Genomic DNA, 20,036 nt, shown 5'->3' on the forward strand with positions numbered 1-20,036 from the left:
TTCGGAGGATAATGAATAAACATATGAAAAGCGTATGCTATAAATTCGATGAAAAAAGAGTTACATCTCTTGTTGAAAAAGGAATAGAGTTTCACGACAATCAAAAATACGCCGAGGCTTTAGATCAATACCAAAAGGCCTGGCAAGCTCTTCCTGAGCCAAAGCACGAATGGGAGCTCGCCAACTGGATCGCTGCCTGCATATACAGCGCATATTTTGATCTCGCGGATTACGCTGAGGCAAAGAAATGGGGAGAGACGACATTACGGATACGTGGATCGGATATAGACACTGCACCCTTAATCGATCTCGGCATGGTCTGTTATGAGTTGAATCAATTCGAGGAAGCGTATAAATATTTTAACGATGCTTATAACTACGGCAAAGAGCGTGCATTTCAGGATAGACCTAAAAAATATTTTGAGTTTTATTTATGCAAAAGAACATGAAGGCCTCGCTGTTATACGTTACTTAGTCAACTAGAATAAGCGTGTTGTATCTTAAGCCACATACTCATGAATAATATCATAAACTGTGAAAAAAAGATTGGACGTGCAGATATTACTAAAATTGAAGAGGAATTATCTATTACTCTTCCGGATGATTTCGTTTCACATTATCTGCAATTTAATGGTGGCACTCCTGAGAAAAGTTGGTGGGACGATGATGAAGATTTTGAGCCAGTAGAGGTGGCAGGGTTTAAACCGTTTGTTTATAATTGTCAGACAAATGATGACCCCAGATCTTTAATTGATGGTTGCTATATCAATATGTTGGATAGGGAAGTGATTCCTAAAAACCTGCTTCCCTTCGCAAATGATTGGGGAGGGAATTTCTTCTGTCTGGATTTAAATAATAACTCAATTGTATACTTTGCTACAGATTCTTTTGACGAGGATTTGACTCTGCAAGAGAATTACACAAAACTTCAAAGATATCTGACAAATTCATTTTCCAATTTTGTTAACGGATTAGTAACAGAAGAAGATCTTTCTTAAGAAAGCTTTAAAAATTTAAGCGATTAATTTAATGCGAATGCTGTTGTTTTGAGATTATTTTAATAAAGCTCTATGGCAAATCATAGAGTTTTATTTGAAAGCAGCATGGCGCGCTTGACGGTATGAACACACCTAGAGTTCCCAAGAAAAATAAATCAGGTTAAAAAATGAAATTATCCCAGTTAGCAATAGACAGATTAAATAAAATTAATTGGTTTGTTAATCTAGGTGTGGCGACGACACTCTCTGGGGTTATCCAGGCTCAGTCCCTTAGCTTATTTATAAAAGGCTTGAAAAGCGATAAATGGGAAAGTGCCACCCTGGAGGCTGTAAATGAAATAACGGGTTATCTTGCAAAAAAACACACTAACAAATATCAATACTGGAACTCTTTGGTCAAAGATGCTAAGAAAGTTGTGGAGAATGATATTATCCCAAAAATCACCTTCCCTGAGTCTGAGAAAGGTACAGTGACTGAGAACTTAAAATGGGACCTTGTGAATTTCTTGCTTGAAGATGCGTATAGTTCTCTACTACAAGAGCCATTCTTTTTTGACGGATTAATTAGTGTTCATGAAGCTGGGCATATGCCCTGTGGATGTTCAGGTACTTGGCCAGCGGGAAAACTGGTTATTTATTGTTAGATTACCCGCAATGAAAAATCCACTCTAAGCGTGGGTTTTTTCATTCATAACAAATCAAACGTTAAAAAATAAGTTCATCACGTCGCCATCTTTAACGATGTAATCTTTATCGACGGGACATCTTTACCGGCAATGCCCAACGTCCGTCGCCGCTCCGCTGGTCCCGCCGCTGGGATTACGGCTTCCGTAATAACCTGGTGCGGGAAGTACGAGACGATAACCCGTTTAACTGGTACCGCTGGCAGTACGACAGCGTCGGGCGTCTGCTCGTTAAGGACGGCACACTGCCCGGCCAGGAGCAGTGGCGCTGGGATGCAGCCGGTAACCCGTTAGAGGGCGCTGGAGAGAAGATTGCCCATAACCGGGTCACGCAACTGAACGGTATTCGCTGGCGCTATGACATCCACGGCCGCACCGTGGAGAAGGATAACGGCCAGACCCGCTGGCACTACCGGTACGATGGCGAACACCGCCTGACGGAGGTCATCAGCCAGCCGCGGGACCGCAACAGGCCGCAGACGCAGGTCAGCTTCCGCTAAGATCCGCTCGGGCGACGCATCAGCAAAACGCGCCGCCAGATGCTGGGCGGCCAGCCAACCGGTAAGCCTGTCACCACGCGGTTTGTCTGGGAAGGGTTCCGTCTGCTGCAGGAGGTGCACGGGGATGTGCCGCTCACCTACGTATACAGCGATCAGGACAGCTACGACCCGCTGGCGCGTATTGACGGCGTGGAAGCCCCGGAGATCTTCTGGTTCCACTGCCAGCCCAACGGCACGCCGGAGCGGATGACGGATAGCGAAGGGCAGGTACGCTGGGAAGGGGTGAACAGCGCCTGGGGCAAGCTGCTGCGGGAAAGTGAGACGCAGCTATCAGGATATTCTCAGAACCTGCGCATGCAGGGGCAATACCTGGACCGTGAGACAGGGCTGCACTACAATCTGTTCCGGTATTACGACCCGGACTGCGGACGGTTTACGCAGCAGGATCCGATAGGGCTGGCGGGAGGGTTTAACCTTTACCAGTATGCGCCGAATGCGCTGGGGTGGGTGGATCCGTGGGGGTTGTCGCCTTGTAAGCCTGATAAACATCTACCGGATGCGGAACCTGGGCAATATAATTACCGGGATATACATAAAGACCATCCCGAATGGGAAAATGCACTTAATGGTAAGGTAAATCCTGGGGATGTTCATTCATCAATAACTCCTGAGCAACATAACTTCGGAGGGGTATCCAGTATCAGTCCCTATACTTCGTGGATAGATAGTCCAGATGTAGCTAGAGGCTTCGCAGGACCTGACGGGGTCATATTAAGAGTCAAAGTTGGTGCTCCTAAGCCTGGTGATTCTTGGTCGTGGGAGTATTCTTTTGATGAATGGATGGAACGCGAAATCTTACTTAAGGGAATTCGAAGTGGCGATGTGGAGGTATTCCTACCATGATAAATGATAAACTTATTGAATACGCACGAGAAAAAATACCGGGTGAGTTTCGTTCTTATCTAAATGAAAAGAATAATCTTCAATGTGCATCATTTATAAGTAGTACTAAAGATGAATTGAGAATAATGAAAGCGCATAAGGAAAATACTAAATTTACAGGGTTGAAAGTTAATGGTCTTGATGAGTTGATTATTGCCCTTGAAAATTTTGAAAAGGAAAATGTATTCGTAATTAATATCCGAAACAAGTCATACTCGTTCAAGATTTACTCAGATGAAAATAATGATACTTTACTGGGTGTTATTATCCTTAGACTTAAAAAGAAAACTGCTGAGGAAATTAGATTTGGCCGAGAAATACTTGGTATTACGACGCCGCCCCCTGATATAGAAGATGAATAGTCAGTTTTACTTTTTATTGCATACGATTTCCCCAGCGTCTCTATGCATAGCATTCTGGCGTGCATTTGTGATCGCATTCATCTTTGAGTTATCTATCCAATAAAAAAAAGCACATCTATTCATTATATCTATAATTGATTCTGATTTGTTGCGTTTTAATTAAGGGTTTAGATGAAAAATTAAAATAACTAATCAACTGAAAAAGAAAATATTAGTTCTGGATGGCATTGATAATGACTTTATAGATTATGGCGCAGAAATAGCATACCCTGAATACGGCCAAGATAATGTTCAATAGCGGCATGCTGAAAACAGAGTTATTAATTTCGACAAGATTGATATTCTGCCAGAGGAATCATGATAAATTTACAATCTTATAATGAAGTGTTAGATTTCCTGGAGCTGTTTTTTCAAAAATATATTCTTGATTCTAATTGTTTGCAGGATATGCAATCTATTTTAGATGATTGTCGAAAAGAAAAAATGGTGGCTATTTGAGCTATAGACTCATGTTTTATGGAATATAGTCGAAAGAATCAAGATTATAGAGTCCCTACTCATGAGGAACAGGAGATATGGAAACAGTTGTTCAATATATGGCAGTAAAATATTAAATAAAAATGGCTTGATGGGTTTTTACTTAATATCCCGTATTATTTTGCTAAGGTTATGCTATTACCATCGGTGTCAGGATGTAATCTGTTTTTTTTTCGAATGTGTTATTAAAATTCAGGAGTAAAATGAATGACAGGGGAAGAGTTACGAAAGAATCTTGTTTTTTTAATAAAAAAATATGTTCGGGAAAGTCAACAGGAAGCATTTTATGATGGCATATCAAAGCCTGATGTGCCAGTGAAAGGTATTTTAGCTGACTTTAATAAAGTCAAAACAAGAACCGTTGATGAAGCGGATGGAGATTTGATACGTGATATTTACTTTTATTTTTGCTAACTAATAGTTATAAGGGGAATTGATTTTTTCAGGTTGTTTATTATGTTTGTTTTTTTATGGGAGGTGAGTAGGTTGATGCATGGGGAAGGGTAAATGACTCTTGACTCGTCCCAATCCTTGCCCTCCTCTATGAGGGATATTAGAAATATATTAATTACAGATTTTATTTTATATATCACGCATTATGCTGATTTCCTTCTTTTAACTTTATTCAAAACCTGTTCGCCGCTGATGATAATCCGTTAGAAGGGCGATTGAGAAAATTACCCATAACCGCCTGCTGCAGGAGGTGCAGGGGACGTGCCGATGACCTTAGTATACTGCGACCAGACAGTGATGACCCGTTGGCACATGCTGACGACGTTAATGCCCCAGAGATCTTCTGGTTCCACTGCCAGCCCAACGGCACGCCAGAGCGGATAATGGATATCGAAGGGCAGATGCGCTGGGAAGGGGCGAACGGAGCCTGCGTAAGCTACTGCTGGAAAGCGAGACGCAGATATCCGGGTATCTCCAGAATTGGATGTGCCAAACAAACCAGTGTATGAAATCAGGAATGCCTATCATGAATTACGATTCATATGATGAAGTACTCGATTATCTCAGGTTTTTTTTCAACGAAAGAGTGGATTCATCAATTTATTTAGAAAAACTAATGACTTTGATTGAAGGATCTCGCACCGAAAAAACGGTGATAATAAGAGCAATTTATGAAACGTACATGCAGTATGTAAAACAAAATAGAGATGGCATAAAAATTAACGCTGAGGAAAAAGAAATGTGGATTGACTTATTGCACCATTGGCAATAAGACTTTATTGTTATGCGGGTGTCATTGTAAATGGTTATAACAAATATAATTTGCACGCGGAAAATGCTCCTCATATGGATGTTCTCATGTTGAGTCGATTATCTTATTAAGATCTTGTCAGACAATAAAAAGTAAATCAGGGCAAAATGATTGAATTAAAATTTAAACCGATTACAGGTAAACTAAATCTTGATGATCTGCCTTTGGAAATTGATACTAAAGAAGGCTTTTGTAAGTGTGATTTATACCGCGAATTAGTAAAGCACAAAGCCGTTAAGAAAATCATGCCAAATATGAAAAAAAGCTTCGATTTTGGTATTTATATCGAATGGAATGTTTGACTAAATAATGTTATTAATTAATAAACCCCTCATTTTCTTCTCGCCTTACTTTTTTATTAATAAAGTTAAAATATAAAAAAATGAAAATAACTAATCGACTGAAAAAGAAGATATTAGTCCTGGATGGCATTGATAATGACTTTATAGATTATGGCGCAAAAATAGCATGCCCTGAATGCGAGGGTGTAATAGTCTATTCCATCGAAAACTCATATGAGTTTGACTCGCTCTCTGAAGAGGTAAAATATTTTTTGGTTAAGAAAATGAGAGGAGTGAAGCTTGTTAGCGATCATAATGAATTTAGCTATAATGAAAGCCAATTACATGTTTCGAAAAAAGCATGTTCAAATTGTTTAAAAGAATTTTCTATTGTATTAACGTATAAAGAAGTGCAGCCAGCCCGATACCGGGTATATCTTGTGGGGCTTTTTGAAGGTAATTTGAAGCAGATCAAACTTTAAACGTTGAGGTTTACCAATGATTGAAAATCTCATTTGTATTAAAGAAAAAGACCTGCTTCAATGGGCGTGTGGTGAAAGTAACATACTGGTTAATGTGCCATTTTTAAACTATGCATTGGTCGACTTAACACGCCAGTTAGCCTTTGCGTTAAGCGAGCCAAAGCCATTTCCAACTATTTTGACCATCTTCAATGCTCAGGGCGAAAAATTATTTTGGACTGCGCCTCCTGAAGGCGCAACTTTCTATTACTTAACATTCAACCTGTCAAAGGAAGTGGTCGTTGTCTGTAGCTATCCAGAAAAACAAAATGGCTGGCATGATTGGTTTTATTCTTGGGATATGAAGCGTAACGCGTTGTCTCTATCTGGCCCTGCGTATTAACTTCCAAAGCGCCAAAAAATGATAACAATAACCGGTGGCAAAAGAGGGGCTGTATCAGCAGTTACATCAAGCGGTTTAAAAAACAGAGCTGAGAGGCAAAAGATGAGCACGGTTTACATTGTCATTTTGACCTATATAAAACCCTTGAAGAGGTTGACGCAGTGATACCTGCTCATGTGGAGTTGCTAAAAAAGGGGTATTCAGTGGGGATATTTCTGGCATCCGGAAGACGGATCCCATGAAACGCGGTGGAGCCATTCTCGCTAACTCTGAGAGTCTTGCCTCTCTTGAAGAGCGATTACGCGAGGATCCTTTCAGGCGTTAAAACTTGCGACTGCCGAAATTATTCCCTTGAACCCAGTATGCAGGCAGATCTCTTAGACAATGTGTTTTGACCCCGCAATAAAAAAATCCACGCCAAAGCGTGGATTTTTTTCATTCAAAACAACTCAAACGTTAAACAAGAAGTTCATCACGTCGCCATCTTTAACGATGTAATCTTTCCCTTCCGCACGCATCTTGCCTGCTTCTTTCGCTCCTTGCTCACCCTTATAGGTAATGAAGTCTTCAAACGCGATAGTCTGCGCACGAATAAAGCCCTTCTCGAAGTCGGTGTGGATCTTACCGGCCGCCTGAGGCGCAGTCGCACCCACAGGAATCGTCCACGCACGCACTTCTTTAACGCCAGCGGTGAAGTAGGTCTGCAGGTTCAGCAGCTCATAGCCTGCGCGGATCACGCGGTTCAGGCCCGGCTCTTCCAGACCCAGTTCGGCCATGAACTCTTCACGGTCGGCGTCGTCCAGCTCGGCGATATCGGACTCAACGGCTGCGCAAACCGCCACAACCACAGAACCTTCCGCCGCGGCGATTTCACGGACTTTGTCCAGGTACGGGTTGTTCTCAAAACCGTCTTCGTTAACGTTGGCGATGTACATGGTTGGCTTCAGGGTCAGGAAGCTCAGGTATTTGATCGCCGCTTTGTCTTCGTCAGTCAGGTTTTTCAGCGCGCGCAGCATGCCGGCATTTTCCAGCTGTGGCAGGCATTTTTCCAGCGCAGCCAGTTCCGCTTTCGCATCCTTATCGCCGCCTTTCGCTTTCTTCTGCACGCGGTGAATGGCGCGTTCGCAGGTGTCGAGGTCAGAGAGCGCCAGCTCGGTGTTGATGACGTCGATATCGTCAGCCGGATCCACTTTGTTATTAACGTGGATGATGTTGTCGTTCTCGAAGCAGCGCACAACGTGGCCGATCGCTTCAGTTTCACGGATGTTGGTCAGGAACTGGTTACCCAGACCTTCGCCTTTGGAGGCACCCTTCACCAGGCCCGCGATGTCCACGAACTCCATGGTGGTTGGCAGAATGCGCTGCGGCTTCACGATTTCCGCAAGCTGATCCAGACGCGGGTCCGGCATTGGCACCACGCCGGTGTTCGGTTCGATGGTACAGAACGGGAAGTTCGCCGCTTCGATACCCGCTTTGGTAAGCGCGTTAAACAGGGTGGATTTGCCCACGTTTGGCAGACCGACGATACCGCATTTGAATCCCATTTCTAAATCACCTTAATATCTTGATAATCAATCCGTTAACGATAACCGATTGATGAAAAGTAAATAACTACGCCTATTATACACGTAACCCGCATGACGCGCGGTAAAAAAGCCGTATCGGGCGGATTATTGCGCTTTGAAAGCGTGTAAGCGATTTGTCGCTTTGGTTAAGCCGTCTTGCAGCCAGATTTCAGTGCAGCGTGCCGCTTCGTCTACCGCCTCGTCAATCAGTTTTTGTTCGGAAATCGGGGGTTTACCGAGCACGAAACCGACAACTTTGTTTTTATCGCCCGGATGGCCGATTCCCACGCGCAAACGGTGGAAATTCGGGTTATTGCCCAACTTGCTGATGATGTCTTTAAGACCGTTGTGACCGCCGTGTCCGCCGCCCAGCTTGAATTTTGCTACGCCAGGCGGGAGATCCAGCTCATCGTGAGCCACCAGAATTTCATCCGGGTTGATGCGATAAAACGTTGCCATCGCCGCCACCGCTTTACCGCTCAGGTTCATAAAGGTGGTCGGCACCAGCAGGCGAACATCCGCGCCTGCAAGGTTGATACGTGAGGTGTAGCCGAAGAATTTAGGTTCTTCACGCAGGGGAGCACGTAACCGTTCGGCCAGCAGATCGACGTACCAGGCTCCGGCGTTGTGGCGGGTGGCCGCATACTCCGCGCCCGGGTTGGCGAGGCCGACAATCAGTTTAATCGTCACGATTCAATTCCTAATGGGTTCCAGATCTGGCGCGTAGTTTACTGTCTGGCGCGCCGCTTGACAAAATTCTGCGGTTATCCCGGCAAAATTCGAATAATTACTCATCTGAACAATTAGAATTTCAAGCTGTTCAACGCCTTATTTGTAAACTTTTGTTTGTGCGTTATCCGTAATTGTGATCATTCACGCAACTCATAAAAGGGGCGTTGTCTATACTTTACACACAAGGATTAGGGGCTTTTCCCCTGACAACCCAAAGTTCCGGAGGTGACATATGAAACGCAAAAACGCTTCGATGCTCGGTAACGTGCTAATGGGGTTGGGACTGTTCGTGATGGTAGTCGGCGTAGGTTATTCCATTTTAAACCAACTGCCGCAGCTTGATCTCCCACAATACTTCGCGCATGGCGCGGTATTGAGCATCTTCCTCGGTGCAGTATTGTGGCTCGCCGGGGCGCGCGTAAGCGGACATGAGGAAGTCTGCGATAAATACTGGTGGGTGCGCCACTACGACAAACGCTGTCGTCGTGACCAGCATAAGCACAGCTAGTGCCTGATTAAGAACATCGAAACGACTCCATCCGGAGTCGTTTTTTTTTTGCATAGCATATTGACCCTCACGTAACGTAAGGCTCCAGAGTGGTGGCACTGGCAAAGTAAAAAGGAGCAGTTATGTTGATTCAAGTGGGTGAGCTGGCGAAACGAGCCGGTATCACCGTGCGGACATTGCATCACTACGAGCAAACAGGGCTGTTGCTGCCTTCTGCCAGAAGCGCGGCAGGTTACCGGCTTTACAACCTGGCGGATGTCCAGCGTCTGCACATGATCCAGGCGCTGGCAAAAGCGGGGCTGGAACTTGCTGAAATCAGGGATTTTCTGGAAAAGGAGTCGCTGTCGTTGACCGAGCTACTCGATGCGCAAATCACGCTGCTGGATAAACAGCTGCGCAGCATACACACGCTGCGCGACCGGCTGGTGGAGCTGCGTACCGGGCTTACCGACGATGCGACGCCGGATCTGGAGTCCTGGCTACAGACTCTGGAGTTAATGAATATGTACGATCGCTGGTTTAGCAAAGAAGAGTTACAGCAGTTGCCGTTTGCGGTACAGAAGGATGCGCTGGCGGCTATCTGGTCAGGGCTGGTGGCAGAGGCTAACGCGCTGCTGGAACAGGATATACCCGTTACTGACACGCGGGCGATGGATCTGGCGACCCGCTGGATGGAACGTCTTGAACAGGACACGGCGGGCAAGCCGGAGTTTCTCACCCGGCTGAACGAGATGCACAGCGTAGAGCCACAGATGCAGGCGCAGACCGGCATCACCCCGGAGATGACAGATTACATCACGCGGGCGTTTGCGGAATCTAAGCTCAGGATATGGGAGAAGTATCTCACTGCCGAAGAGATGGCCTTTACCCGGACACATTATTTTGACCGCATGATGGAGTGGCCGCCGCTGGTGGCGAAACTGCATCAGGCGCAGCGGGACAATATCGCTCCTGACTCGAAGGAGGCGCAAAAGCTGGCTGAAAACTGGCTGGCATTGTTCCAGTCCTACGCAGGCACCAACCCCGAGACCCAGCAAAAGTTTCGTACGGCTATGCAGCAGGAGCCGCATCTGATGAAAGGAACCTGGATGACGCCTGCCGTGCTTGCATGGCTCCAGCAGGCGATCGGGGTGATGATGCAGAGACGTTTCTCTGCATCAGATAACTCACAGATCCGCTAACGCGGCTTCACGGTTAGGATAAAAGGCAAGGCGGCCATGGATCGGCTGCACGCCCGCACGCGCCATGGTGCGCAGGGGCTGGAATTCCAGGTTGCTGACCCGCAGCTCGCAGCCTTCCGGCAGACGTGCAACAAAGCGCTGGAAGGCATCCAGACCACCGGCATCCAGAACCGGGACGGCATCCCACTTCAGCACCACAACCCGTTTCCCCGCGATGCGGGACTCCAGATCGCTGAACAATCCTTCCGCCGCGGCAAAGAATAGCGGGCCAATCACGCGCAGCACCAGCACATCCTCAGGCACCTCCACGTTAACCGGCGTGAGGCGCGTCATCTGCGCGATGCGGCGCATAAATAGCAGGGACGCAAGCACGATCCCGACGCTGATGGCGATAACCATATCGAACAGCACGGTCAGCGACATGCAGATCAGCATCACGATGATGTCGTCTTTCGGCGCGCGACGCAGCAGGTTCACCACCTTATGCGCCTCGCTCATGTTCCAGGCCACCATCAGCAGCAGGGCGGCCATGGCGGAAAGCGGCAGCCAGGAGAGCAGCGGGGCAAGGATCAGCAGCGCCAGAATCACCAGCACGGAGTGGATAACCGCTGAAACGGGGGAGGTCGCACCTGCGCGCACGTTTGCCGCAGAACGGGCGATGGCTGCCGTGGCGGTAATACCGCCAAAGAATGGTGCGATGAGGTTGCCTAAGCCCTGACCGACCAGTTCGCTGTTGGCTTTGTGCTTGGTGCCGGTCATGCCGTCAAGCACCACGGCGCACAGCAGGGATTCAATCGCTCCCAGCATCGCCATAGAGAACGCGGCGGGCAGCAGGGCGCGAAGGGAATCCCAGCTCAGGGTGAAGCTCGAACCAGGCATATCCCACGGTAGCACCAGCTGCGGCAGCAGCTGCGGAATGCCGTTACCCTGCGAACCGTCCGCCAGAACATAGTGGAACTGCGAGCCGATAGTCGCGACATGACCGCCGAACATATTGACGATAGCCATCACCGCGCAGCCCAGCATCAGGGCGGGCAGATGGCCCGGCAGGCGAATACCGAGGCGAGGCCAGACGATCAGCGTCCCCAGGGTGACTATTCCGATGGCGGCGTCGCCCAGGTTGGCCGTTGGCAGCGCCATAAACAGCGCCCCCACTTTTTGTAAATAGTGCTCCGGGACGTGGGGCATCTGCAGACCGAGAAAATCTTTGATCTGCATGGTTCCGATGGTGATCCCAATCCCCGAGGTGAACCCCAGCGTCACGGAAAGGGGAATATATTCAATCAGGCGACCAAAACGGGCCAGACCGAACAGAATCAAAAAGACGCCGGACATCAGGGTGGCAACCAGCAGGCCTGCCAGACCAAACTGTTGTGAAACCGGGTAGAGGATCACCACAAAGGCGGCGGTCGGGCCGGAGACGCTGAAGCGCGAGCCGCCCGTCAGGGCAATAACAATCCCGGCAACGGCCGAGGTATACAGACCGTACTGTGGCGCAACGCCGCTGCCAATCGCCAGCGCCATCGCCAGCGGGATGGCAATAATCCCGACGGTGATCCCGGCAATCAGGTCACGGATAAAGCGTGACGAGGTGTACTTCTCTTTCCAGCAGGCGTCGATGAGGGCGCGAAAGGGCAGAACATGTGAGGAGGCTACGTTTTTCACAATTATCTATCATCCGTGTGCGCATCATCTGTCATGTGAATGGCAGGTGAAGGAGGCATTAATCATACAAATAAAACCCAGAGACAAAAAAACCCGCCGCAGCGGGTTTTTTGGCCGAGTTCGATTAGTGTTCGAACATTGCAGAGATGGATTCTTCGTTGCTGATACGACGAATCGCTTCGGCCAGCATCCCGGACAGGGTCAGGGTACGCACGTTTGGCAGTGCCTTGATCTCGTCGCTCAGTGGGATGGTATCGCATACCACAACTTCGTCAATGACGGAGTTGCGCAGGTTGTTTACCGCGTTACCGGAGAAGATCGGGTGGGTCGCGTAAGCGAACACGCGCTTGGCACCGCGCTCTTTCAGCGCTTCAGCGGCTTTACACAGCGTACCGCCGGTATCGATCATGTCGTCAACCAGCACGCAGTCGCGGCCAGCCACGTCACCGATGATGTGCATCACCTGAGAAACGTTAGCGCGCGGACGACGCTTGTCGATGATCGCCATGTCGGTATCGTTCAGCAGCTTGGCAATAGCACGGGCACGGACCACGCCGCCGATGTCCGGAGAAACCACGATTGGGTTGTCCAGGTTCAGCTGCAGCATGTCTTCCAGCAGGATTGGGCTGCCGAATACGTTATCAACCGGGACGTCGAAGAAGCCCTGGATCTGCTCTGCGTGCAGGTCAACGGTCAGTACGCGGTCAACGCCGACGCTGGACAGGAAGTCAGCGACAACTTTTGCGGTGATGGGCACACGCGCGGAACGGACGCGACGGTCCTGGCGGGCATAACCAAAGTAAGGGATAACAGCAGTGATACGGCCTGCGGAAGCGCGACGCAGAGCGTCGACCATAACAACCAGTTCCATCAGGTTGTCGTTTGTTGGAGCACAGGTGGACTGGATGATGAAAATATCACCACCGCGTACATTTTCGTTGATTTGTACGCTGACTTCGCCGTCGCTAAAGCGACCTACGGCGGCGTCGCCGAGGGAAGTGTACAGGCGGTTGGCAATACGTTGTGCTAGTTCCGGGGTGGCGTTACCAGCAAAAAGCTTCATATCAGGCACGAGAAGAACCTCAGGCATGCGTCCAGTGGTGGATAACGTTCGCCGCAAACTGCGGGGCCTAAGCGAAGGCTATCCAGGCGGTGTATTAAAGAGCGCGATGCAACGTCTGGAACAGGGTGACGTTGTCACCGAAACTCAGTCTGCGCCAGAATGGCCTGCTGTAGGGGGGAGGTGTTCATCCCGCGCGCTACAAAACCATGCAGCCAATCCGGCGCTTGCTCAAGCACCTGACGGGCGGCGGATTCGGTGTCAAATTCAGCAAAGACACAGGCCCCTGTACCGGTCAGGCGCGACGGCGCGTATTCTAACAGCCAGGAAAGCACCGCATCAACCTCGCGAAAACGTTTTCTTGCGATATCCTCGCAATCGTTGCTGAATTCACAATTTAATAACGTTTCTATTGACCGTACCGGGGTATTTCTTTTCAGGTCAGGATCTTTAAAGATGACCGGGGTCGGAATGCTCACGCCGGGGTGGGCAACCAGATACCATTTCTCCGGCGGGTTGACCGGGGAGAGGATCTCACCCACGCCCTCGGCAAAGGCCGCGTGGCCGCGAACAAACACAGGGACATCTGCACCCAGCGTTAAGCCCAAACCAGCCAGTTCATCCGTCGACAGCCCGCAGCCCCAGAGGTGGTTCAGCGCAACCAGCACGGTGGCGGCGTTGGATGAGCCCCCGCCGAGACCGCCACCCATCGGCAGACGCTTCTCAATGCGGATATCCGCACCGCTTCCCGCCGGCAGACGGCCCGATTCCGCGGCGGCTTTCATCAGCAGGCGCGCGGCGCGGACGATCAGGTTGTCCTCATGCGCCACGCCGTCGACCGGCGTCAGGAGGCAAATCTGCCCGTCCTGACGCAGTTCAATGGAGATCGTATCGCCATAGTCAATAAACTGAAACAGCGTCTGCAGGGTGTGATAGCCGTCAGCACGCTGGCCGGTGATGTATAAAAACAGGTTCAGTTTTGCCGGAGAAGGCCAGTGGGTCATCATTTAACGATCCAGTTGTCCATTTTCAGCTTGATGCGCTGGCTGCCCTGGGTCAGCTCCATGTTTGATGGCAGCGAAGGTTTACTCTTGCTGTCATAGGCGCTGTACACCACTTTCCAGGTTTTGCCGTTCTGGGTGTAGTTGACCTGGCTCAGACGGTATTGATCGTCAAGCGTATAGTCGGTCGCTTCGCCCGGCAGGCCGAGGATCCACTGGCGCAGGCTGTTCAGTGGAATTGGCATCCCGGTCAGCTTGCCAATCATCTCTTCGGCATCGGTCGCCGTGTAGTGCTGGCCTTTGTTATCGGTGATCTGCGCTTCGCCCGGTTTGGCGATAAGCTCCAGCTCGGTGCTGCCAAGCGGGTTCAGCAGCAGCAGGCGATAGTTGTCCTGCCCCGTTTGCTGCCAGAAGAAGCGGGCATAAACCTTTTGTTCGTCAGAGAGATACGCGAAGGCGCCGCGCGTCTGGTACTGCTTCAAATTAAGGACGTCCTGCTGGTGCTGACGCCACTGCGGTGAATCAGGGCTTTTGCCCGGGCCTTTTGGTTGGGTGACAGTACAGGCGGTCAGAACCAGTGCTGCCAGCGGCAGCAGGCGAATCAGTCGGGTCATAATGAGGACAAATCCTTGAGATACGTTGCAGTTATAACTGTTAATGCTAGCGCCCCGCAGTGCTACCGTCTACGTTCAAATTATCTCAAAGCGTTGAGTAACCTATTACTCCGAAAGGAGGCGGTCTCTTTTATTGATCTCGCGCATCCTGTATGATGCGTCCTGCTAACCTTATTAACGCTGGTACTACTCCCGCTCAACATGACCCTATTAGCACTCGGCATCAACCACAAAACGGCCCCGGTTTCGCTGCGAGAACGCGTTACGTTTTCGCCGGATACGCTTGACCTGGCGCTGGACAGCCTGCTTGCACAGCCGATGGTGCAGGGTGGCGTGGTGCTTTCGACGTGCAACCGTACCGAGCTGTATTTGAGCGTGGAAGAGCAGGATAACCTGCACGACGCGCTGATCCGCTGGCTATGTGACTACCACAATCTCAACGAAGACGAGCTGCGCAACAGCCTGTACTGGCATCAGGATAACGATGCGGTCAGTCATCTGATGCGCGTCGCCAGCGGTCTGGATTCGCTGGTGCTTGGCGAGCCGCAGATCCTCGGCCAGGTAAAAAAAGCCTTCGCAGACTCCCAGAAAGGGCATCTCAAGGCCAGCGAGCTGGAGCGTATGTTCCAGAAGTCCTTCTCCGTGGCGAAGCGTGTGCGAACCGAAACCGACATTGGTGCCAGTGCGGTTTCTGTTGCTTTCGCGGCCTGTACCCTTGCACGGCAAATCTTTGAATCCCTGTCGACCGTCACCGTGATGCTGGTAGGCGCGGGCGAAACCATCGAGCTTGTGGCGCGCCATCTGCGCGAGCATAAAGTGAAAAAGATGATTATCGCGAACCGCACCCGCGAACGCGCGCAGGTGCTGGCGGACGAAGTGGGTGCCGAGGTGGTTGCGCTGAGCGATATTGATGAACGTCTGAAAGAGGCGGACATTATTATCAGCTCTACCGCCAGCCCGCTGCCGATCATCGGTAAAGGGATGGTGGAGCGTGCGCTGAAATCCCGCCGTAATCAGCCAATGCTGCTGGTGGATATCGCCGTTCCGCGCGATGTTGAGCCAGAGGTTGGAAAGCTGGCTAACGCCTATCTTTACAGCGTGGATGACCTGCAAAGCATTATTTCGCACAACCTCGCCCAGCGTAAAGCGGCGGCGGTGCAGGCGGAAACCATTGTTGAGCAGGAAACCAGCGAATTTATGGCCTGGCTGCGCGCGCAAAGCGTCAGCGAGACCATCCGCGAGTATCGCGGACAGGCGGAGCAGGTGCGTGATGACCTGACTGCCAAAGCGTTAGCGGCCCTGGAACAGGGCGGCGACGCGCAGGCGATTATGCAGGATCTGGCGTGGAAGCTGACCAACCGCCTGATCCATGCGCCAACCAAATCTCTTCAACAGGCTGCCCGTGACGGGGATGATGAACGCCTGACTATTCTGCGCAACAGCCTCGGGCTGGAATAGCGCCCTATACCCATTTTCTAAGACAAGGTGCACTTACGCCTATGAAGCCTTCTATCGTCGCTAAACTGGAAGCTCTGCACGAGCGCCATGAAGAAGTACAGGCGCTGCTCGGCGATGCCGGGACTATCGCAGACCAGGAACGTTTTCGCGCGCTTTCGCGTGAATATGCGCAGTTGAGTGATGTATCAAAATGCTTTACCGACTGGCGACAGGTTCAGGAAGATATTGAAACCGCGCAGATGATGCTCGACGATCCTGAGATGCGCGAGATGGCGCAGGAAGAGCTGCAGGATGCAAAAGCGCGTTCCGAAGAGATGGAGCAGCAGCTTCAGGTGCTGCTCCTGCCGAAAGATCCGGACGATGAACGTAACGCGTTTGTCGAAGTGCGCGCCGGTACCGGCGGTGACGAAGCGGCGCTCTTTGCCGGGGATCTGTTCCGCATGTACAGCCGCTACGCCGAATCGCGCCGCTGGCGCGTGGAGATCATGAGCGCCAACGAAGGCGAACATGGCGGCTACAAAGAGGTTATCGCCAAGATCAGCGGCGACGGCGTGTACGGAGGTCTGAAGTTTGAATCCGGCGGTCACCGCGTGCAGCGCGTTCCGGCCACCGAATCTCAGGGCCGTATTCACACCTCCGCCTGTACGGTGGCGGTGATGCCGGAGCTGCCGGAAGCGGAACTGCCGGACATCAACCCGGCGGACCTGCGCATCGACACCTTCCGCTCCTCCGGGGCGGGCGGTCAGCACGTTAACACCACCGACTCCGCCATCCGTATTACCCACCTGCCGACCGGCATCGTGGTGGAGTGTCAGGACGAACGTTCGCAGCACAAAAACAAAGCCAAAGCGTTGTCCGTGCTGGGTGCGCGCATCCACGCGGCGGAAATGGCGAAGCGTCAGCAGGCGGAAGCCTCTACGCGTCGTAACCTGCTGGGCAGCGGCGATCGCAGTGACCGTAACCGCACCTACAACTTTCCTCAGGGGCGCGTGACCGACCACCGTATCAACCTGACCCTGTACCGTCTGGACGAGGTGATGGAAGGGAAGCTGGATATGCTGATTGAGCCTATCGTGCAGGAATACCAGGCCGACCAGCTGGCGGCGCTGTCCGAGCAGGAATAATGGATTTTCAGCGCTGGTTACGCGAGGCGGCCGCTGAGCTTTGCAAAAGCGAAAGCCCGAAGCGCGATGCCGAAATTTTGCTTGAGCATGTGACGGGTAAAGCCCGCACGTACCTGCTGGCGTTCGGCGAAACTGAGTTGACCGCAGAGCAGGAAGCACGGCTCGCCACGCTGCTTGCCCGCCGTAAAAACGGCGAGCCGGTGGCTCACCTTGTCGGTGAGCGCGAATTCTGGTCGCTTACGCTTTACGTCTCGGCGGCGACGCTGATCCCGCGTCCGGATACCGAGTGTCTGGTGGAGCAGGCGCTGGCACGTTTACCCGCAGCGGCCTGCCGCATTCTCGATCTCGGGACGGGAACAGGTGCTATCGCGCTGGCGCTGGCCAGCGAGCGGCCTGACTGCGATGTGACGGCAGTGGATGTGATGCCCGACGCGGTGGCGCTGGCGCTGCGTAACGTGGAACGTCTCGGGCTCAGCAACGTAACGGTGCTGCAAAGCAGCTGGTTTGCCGCGCTGGAGAACCGCTCATTTGCCATGATTGTCAGCAATCCTCCTTACATTGACGAACATGATCCGCATCTTGCGCAGGGAGATGTTCGCTTCGAACCGCTGACGGCGCTCGTGGCCGCCAACGCGGGATTAGCCGATCTTGATCACATTGTGACAACGTCACGAGAGCATTTGCTCCCCGGCGGCTGGCTGCTCGTGGAGCATGGCTGGACGCAAGGAGAATCCGTGCGGGCACTGTTTACCCAGGCAGGCTACGCCGCTGTCGAAACCTGCCGCGACTACGGCGGCAACGAACGCCTGACGCTGGGGCAGTGGTCTTGAGTTCCGCGTATCTGCCATTTACTGATAAAGGCGTAAGGCTGACTGAAAGGCAGTTTGGCGTTATCATCTACATCGTTTTGAGTTTTATCGCGCCTGAGCGTCATTGTTCGCTCAGTCGTTACTGGGGTAAGTCATGAGGTCCTTAGCCGATTTCGAATTTAATAAAGTGCCGCTTTGCGATGGCATGATCCTGATTTCGGAGATGATACGCGACGATTTTACGTCGCAGTACGTCTACGATGAGCTGGAGAATCTGGTCAGCCTGGCGCGTGAAGAGATCAATCAGGCGCGCCCGCAGGACTGGCAATTAGAGAAGCTTCTGGAGCTTTTCTACGGCGAATGGGGTTTCTGCGACACGCGTGGCGTGTATCGCCTGTCTGACGCATTATGGCTGGACCAGGTCTTAAAAAATCGTCAGGGCAGCGCCGTTGCGCTGGGCTCTATTTTGCTGTGGGTTGCGCACCGCCTGGATATTCCGCTGGTGCCGGTCATTTTCCCGACGCAGATGATCCTGCGTGCGGAGTGGCTGGACGGTGAGATGTGGCTCATTAATCCGTTTAACGGCGATACGCTGGACGAGCATACGCTGGACGTCTGGCTGAAAGGCAACATCAGCCCGGTGGCCGAGCTCTTTAACGAAGATCTCGACGAAGCCGACAACGCCGAAGTCATTCGCAAGCTGCTGGATACGCTGAAGTCAGCGCTGATGGAAGAGCGTCAGATGGAGCTGGCCTTGCGTGCCAGTGAAGTGCTGCTGCAGTTTAATCCGGAAGATCCTTACGAAATTCGCGACCGCGGGCTTATCTATGCCCAGCTCGACTGCGAGCACGTGGCGCTGAACGATCTGAGCTATTTCGTCGAGCAGTGTCCGGAAGATCCGATTAGCGAAATGATTCGCGCGCAGATCAACGCGATCTCGCACAAACAAATTACACTGCATTAATCTTAATTCCGATTCACACCTGAATAAGGCGATCCTATGAAACAAAAAGTGGTTAGCATTGGTGATATCAAGGTAGCAAACGACCTGCCGTTCGTGCTGTTTGGCGGTATGAATGTGCTGGAATCCCGCGATCTCGCCATGCGTATCTGCGAGCACTACGTGACCGTGACCCAGAAGCTGGGCATTCCGTACGTGTTTAAAGCCTCTTTTGACAAAGCCAACCGCTCCTCCATCAACTCTTACCGTGGCCCTGGCCTGGAAGAGGGGATGAAAATTTTCCAGGAGCTGAAGCAGACGTTTGGCGTGAAAGTGATCACCGACGTGCATGAGTCCTGGCAGGCGCAGCCTGTGGCAGACGTGGTAGACGTAATCCAGCTTCCGGCGTTCCTGGCGCGTCAGACCGACCTGGTTGCCGCGATGGCGAAAACCGGTGCCGTGATCAACGTGAAAAAACCGCAGTTCGTGAGCCCTGGCCAGATGGGTAACATCGTTGATAAGTTTATCGAAGGCGGTAACGACAAGATTATTCTGTGCGACCGTGGCGCTAACTTCGGTTACGACAACCTGGTTGTGGACATGCTGGGCTTCAGCGTGATGAAGAACGTTTCTAACCAGTCGCCGGTGATCTTTGACGTGACCCACGCGCTGCAGTGCCGCGACCCGTTTGGTGCAGCCTCTGGCGGCCGTCGTGCTCAGGTGACCGAGCTGGCGCGCGCCGGTATGGCGACCGGCCTGGCAGGTCTGTTCATTGAAGCGCACCCGGATCCGGCTAACGCGAAATGCGATGGTCCATCCGCGCTGCCGCTGGATAAGCTGGAGCCGTTCCTGAAGCAGATCAAAGCGATTGACGATCTGGTGAAAAGTTTCGACGAGCTGGATACCAGCAACTAATAAAAAAACCCGCTTCGGCGGGTTTTTTTATGG

23 protein-coding genes and 3 pseudogenes are annotated in these 20,036 nt (G+C 51.3%); 20 read left to right on the forward strand and 6 right to left on the reverse strand.

What is annotated here, in order from left to right; genetic code table 11:
* Nucleotides 1-11: 11 nt before the first annotated feature.
* From IM299_RS08650 to IM299_RS22875, 12 genes and pseudogenes are all read left to right on the forward strand, one after another.
* Nucleotides 12-449, forward strand: a complete 438-nt coding sequence (locus tag IM299_RS08650) for a tetratricopeptide repeat protein (protein WP_052954166.1) — start codon at nucleotides 12-14, stop codon at nucleotides 447-449.
* A 66-nt stretch (nucleotides 450-515) separates the two neighbouring features.
* The gene (locus IM299_RS08655) at nucleotides 516-998 is read left to right on the forward strand and encodes an SMI1/KNR4 family protein (RefSeq protein ID WP_193357334.1); all 483 of its coding nucleotides are present in this window, start codon (nucleotides 516-518) and stop codon (nucleotides 996-998) included.
* Nucleotides 999-1,165: 167 nt separating this feature from the next.
* Nucleotides 1,166-1,642, forward strand: a complete 477-nt coding sequence (locus tag IM299_RS08660; RefSeq protein WP_048957816.1) for a hypothetical protein — start codon at nucleotides 1,166-1,168, stop codon at nucleotides 1,640-1,642.
* A 104-nt stretch (nucleotides 1,643-1,746) separates the two neighbouring features.
* Nucleotides 1,747-3,084: pseudogene (locus tag IM299_RS08665) on the forward strand (RHS repeat domain-containing protein); the annotation flags it as partial.
* Nucleotides 3,081-3,485 carry a hypothetical protein gene (locus IM299_RS08670; RefSeq protein WP_193357335.1) on the forward strand — a complete coding sequence of 135 codons (405 nt, stop codon included), beginning with the start codon at nucleotides 3,081-3,083 and terminating at the stop codon, nucleotides 3,483-3,485. The pseudogene IM299_RS08665 and the gene IM299_RS08670, both read left to right, overlap by 4 nt.
* 744 nt (nucleotides 3,486-4,229) lie before the next feature.
* Complete coding sequence (locus IM299_RS08675) at nucleotides 4,230-4,436, forward strand: hypothetical protein (protein ID WP_193357336.1); 207 nt, start codon at nucleotides 4,230-4,232, stop codon at nucleotides 4,434-4,436.
* A gap of 344 nt (nucleotides 4,437-4,780) precedes the next feature.
* On the forward strand, nucleotides 4,781-4,984 hold the full coding sequence (locus IM299_RS08680; protein ID WP_071993454.1) for an RHS domain-containing protein: 204 nt from the start codon (nucleotides 4,781-4,783) through the stop codon (nucleotides 4,982-4,984).
* 17 nt (nucleotides 4,985-5,001) lie between these two features.
* Nucleotides 5,002-5,247: a hypothetical protein gene (locus tag IM299_RS08685; protein WP_193357353.1), complete on the forward strand. Its 246-nt coding sequence runs from the start codon at nucleotides 5,002-5,004 to the stop codon at nucleotides 5,245-5,247.
* A gap of 146 nt (nucleotides 5,248-5,393) precedes the next feature.
* Nucleotides 5,394-5,588 carry a hypothetical protein gene (locus tag IM299_RS08690; RefSeq protein WP_193357354.1) on the forward strand — a complete coding sequence of 65 codons (195 nt, stop codon included), beginning with the start codon at nucleotides 5,394-5,396 and terminating at the stop codon, nucleotides 5,586-5,588.
* A gap of 80 nt (nucleotides 5,589-5,668) precedes the next feature.
* On the forward strand, nucleotides 5,669-6,049 hold the full coding sequence (locus IM299_RS08695; RefSeq protein ID WP_193357337.1) for a hypothetical protein: 381 nt from the start codon (nucleotides 5,669-5,671) through the stop codon (nucleotides 6,047-6,049).
* Between the two features lie 16 nt (nucleotides 6,050-6,065).
* On the forward strand, nucleotides 6,066-6,431 hold the full coding sequence (locus IM299_RS08700) for a hypothetical protein (protein ID WP_193357338.1): 366 nt from the start codon (nucleotides 6,066-6,068) through the stop codon (nucleotides 6,429-6,431).
* 102 nt (nucleotides 6,432-6,533) lie between these two features.
* Nucleotides 6,534-6,826 (forward strand): annotated as a pseudogene (locus IM299_RS22875) (YciI family protein).
* 54 nt (nucleotides 6,827-6,880) lie between these two features.
* On the opposite strand, the gene ychF reads toward IM299_RS22875, so the two are convergent.
* Both ychF and pth read right to left on the reverse strand, forming a co-directional pair.
* On the reverse strand, nucleotides 6,881-7,975 hold the full coding sequence (ychF, locus tag IM299_RS08705; RefSeq protein ID WP_003856650.1) for a redox-regulated ATPase YchF: 1,095 nt from the start codon (nucleotides 7,973-7,975) through the stop codon (nucleotides 6,881-6,883).
* A 126-nt stretch (nucleotides 7,976-8,101) separates the two neighbouring features.
* On the reverse strand, nucleotides 8,102-8,686 hold the full coding sequence (gene pth / locus IM299_RS08710) for an aminoacyl-tRNA hydrolase (RefSeq protein ID WP_047364922.1): 585 nt from the start codon (nucleotides 8,684-8,686) through the stop codon (nucleotides 8,102-8,104).
* 274 nt (nucleotides 8,687-8,960) lie between these two features.
* On the opposite strand from pth, the gene ychH reads away from it, so the two are divergent.
* Both ychH and IM299_RS08720 read left to right on the forward strand, forming a co-directional pair.
* Entirely contained in the window at nucleotides 8,961-9,236 is a 276-nt protein-coding gene (gene ychH, locus IM299_RS08715) for a stress-induced protein YchH (RefSeq protein ID WP_028013466.1), read from the forward strand.
* Nucleotides 9,237-9,358: 122 nt separating this feature from the next.
* Complete coding sequence (locus IM299_RS08720; protein ID WP_193357339.1) at nucleotides 9,359-10,417, forward strand: MerR family transcriptional regulator; 1,059 nt, start codon at nucleotides 9,359-9,361, stop codon at nucleotides 10,415-10,417.
* On the opposite strand, the gene dauA is transcribed toward IM299_RS08720, so the two are convergent.
* The 4 genes from dauA to lolB form a co-directional block, all read right to left on the reverse strand.
* Entirely contained in the window at nucleotides 10,403-12,082 is a 1,680-nt protein-coding gene (gene dauA, locus IM299_RS08725; RefSeq protein WP_193357340.1) for a C4-dicarboxylic acid transporter DauA, read from the reverse strand. The genes IM299_RS08720 and dauA overlap by 15 nt on opposite strands.
* A gap of 124 nt (nucleotides 12,083-12,206) precedes the next feature.
* Nucleotides 12,207-13,154, reverse strand: a complete 948-nt coding sequence (gene prs / locus IM299_RS08730) for a ribose-phosphate diphosphokinase (protein ID WP_003856663.1) — start codon at nucleotides 13,152-13,154, stop codon at nucleotides 12,207-12,209.
* 125 nt (nucleotides 13,155-13,279) lie between these two features.
* Nucleotides 13,280-14,149, reverse strand: coding sequence for a 4-(cytidine 5'-diphospho)-2-C-methyl-D-erythritol kinase (ispE, locus tag IM299_RS08735; protein WP_193357341.1), 870 nt, complete (start codon nucleotides 14,147-14,149; stop codon nucleotides 13,280-13,282).
* Complete coding sequence (gene lolB, locus IM299_RS08740; RefSeq protein ID WP_028013462.1) at nucleotides 14,146-14,757, reverse strand: lipoprotein insertase outer membrane protein LolB; 612 nt, start codon at nucleotides 14,755-14,757, stop codon at nucleotides 14,146-14,148. Before lolB ends, ispE begins: the two co-directional genes overlap by 4 nt.
* Nucleotides 14,758-14,958: 201 nt before the next feature.
* Here lolB and hemA point away from each other — a divergent pair, with 201 nt between their 5' ends.
* The 6 genes and pseudogenes from hemA (at nucleotide 14,959) to kdsA (ending at nucleotide 20,003) form a co-directional block, all read left to right on the forward strand.
* On the forward strand, nucleotides 14,959-16,215 hold the full coding sequence (gene hemA / locus IM299_RS08745) for a glutamyl-tRNA reductase (protein WP_021240361.1): 1,257 nt from the start codon (nucleotides 14,959-14,961) through the stop codon (nucleotides 16,213-16,215).
* A gap of 41 nt (nucleotides 16,216-16,256) precedes the next feature.
* Entirely contained in the window at nucleotides 16,257-17,339 is a 1,083-nt protein-coding gene (prfA, locus tag IM299_RS08750) for a peptide chain release factor 1 (protein ID WP_193357342.1), read from the forward strand.
* Entirely contained in the window at nucleotides 17,339-18,169 is an 831-nt protein-coding gene (gene prmC / locus IM299_RS08755; protein WP_193357343.1) for a peptide chain release factor N(5)-glutamine methyltransferase, read from the forward strand. Before prfA ends, prmC begins: the two co-directional genes overlap by 1 nt.
* Nucleotides 18,170-18,177: 8 nt before the next feature.
* A pseudogene (locus IM299_RS22880) lies at nucleotides 18,178-18,261 on the forward strand (siroheme synthase); the annotation flags it as partial.
* 41 nt (nucleotides 18,262-18,302) lie between these two features.
* Nucleotides 18,303-19,112: an invasion regulator SirB1 gene (sirB1, locus tag IM299_RS08760; protein ID WP_028013460.1), complete on the forward strand. Its 810-nt coding sequence runs from the start codon at nucleotides 18,303-18,305 to the stop codon at nucleotides 19,110-19,112.
* 36 nt (nucleotides 19,113-19,148) lie between these two features.
* Nucleotides 19,149-20,003, forward strand: a complete 855-nt coding sequence (kdsA, locus tag IM299_RS08765; protein WP_028013459.1) for a 3-deoxy-8-phosphooctulonate synthase — start codon at nucleotides 19,149-19,151, stop codon at nucleotides 20,001-20,003.
* Nucleotides 20,004-20,036 lie beyond the last annotated feature (33 nt).

The sequence above is a fragment of the Enterobacter cloacae complex sp. P47BA genome (assembly GCF_014930485.1).
GTDB lineage: Bacteria > Pseudomonadota > Gammaproteobacteria > Enterobacterales > Enterobacteriaceae > Enterobacter > Enterobacter bugandensis.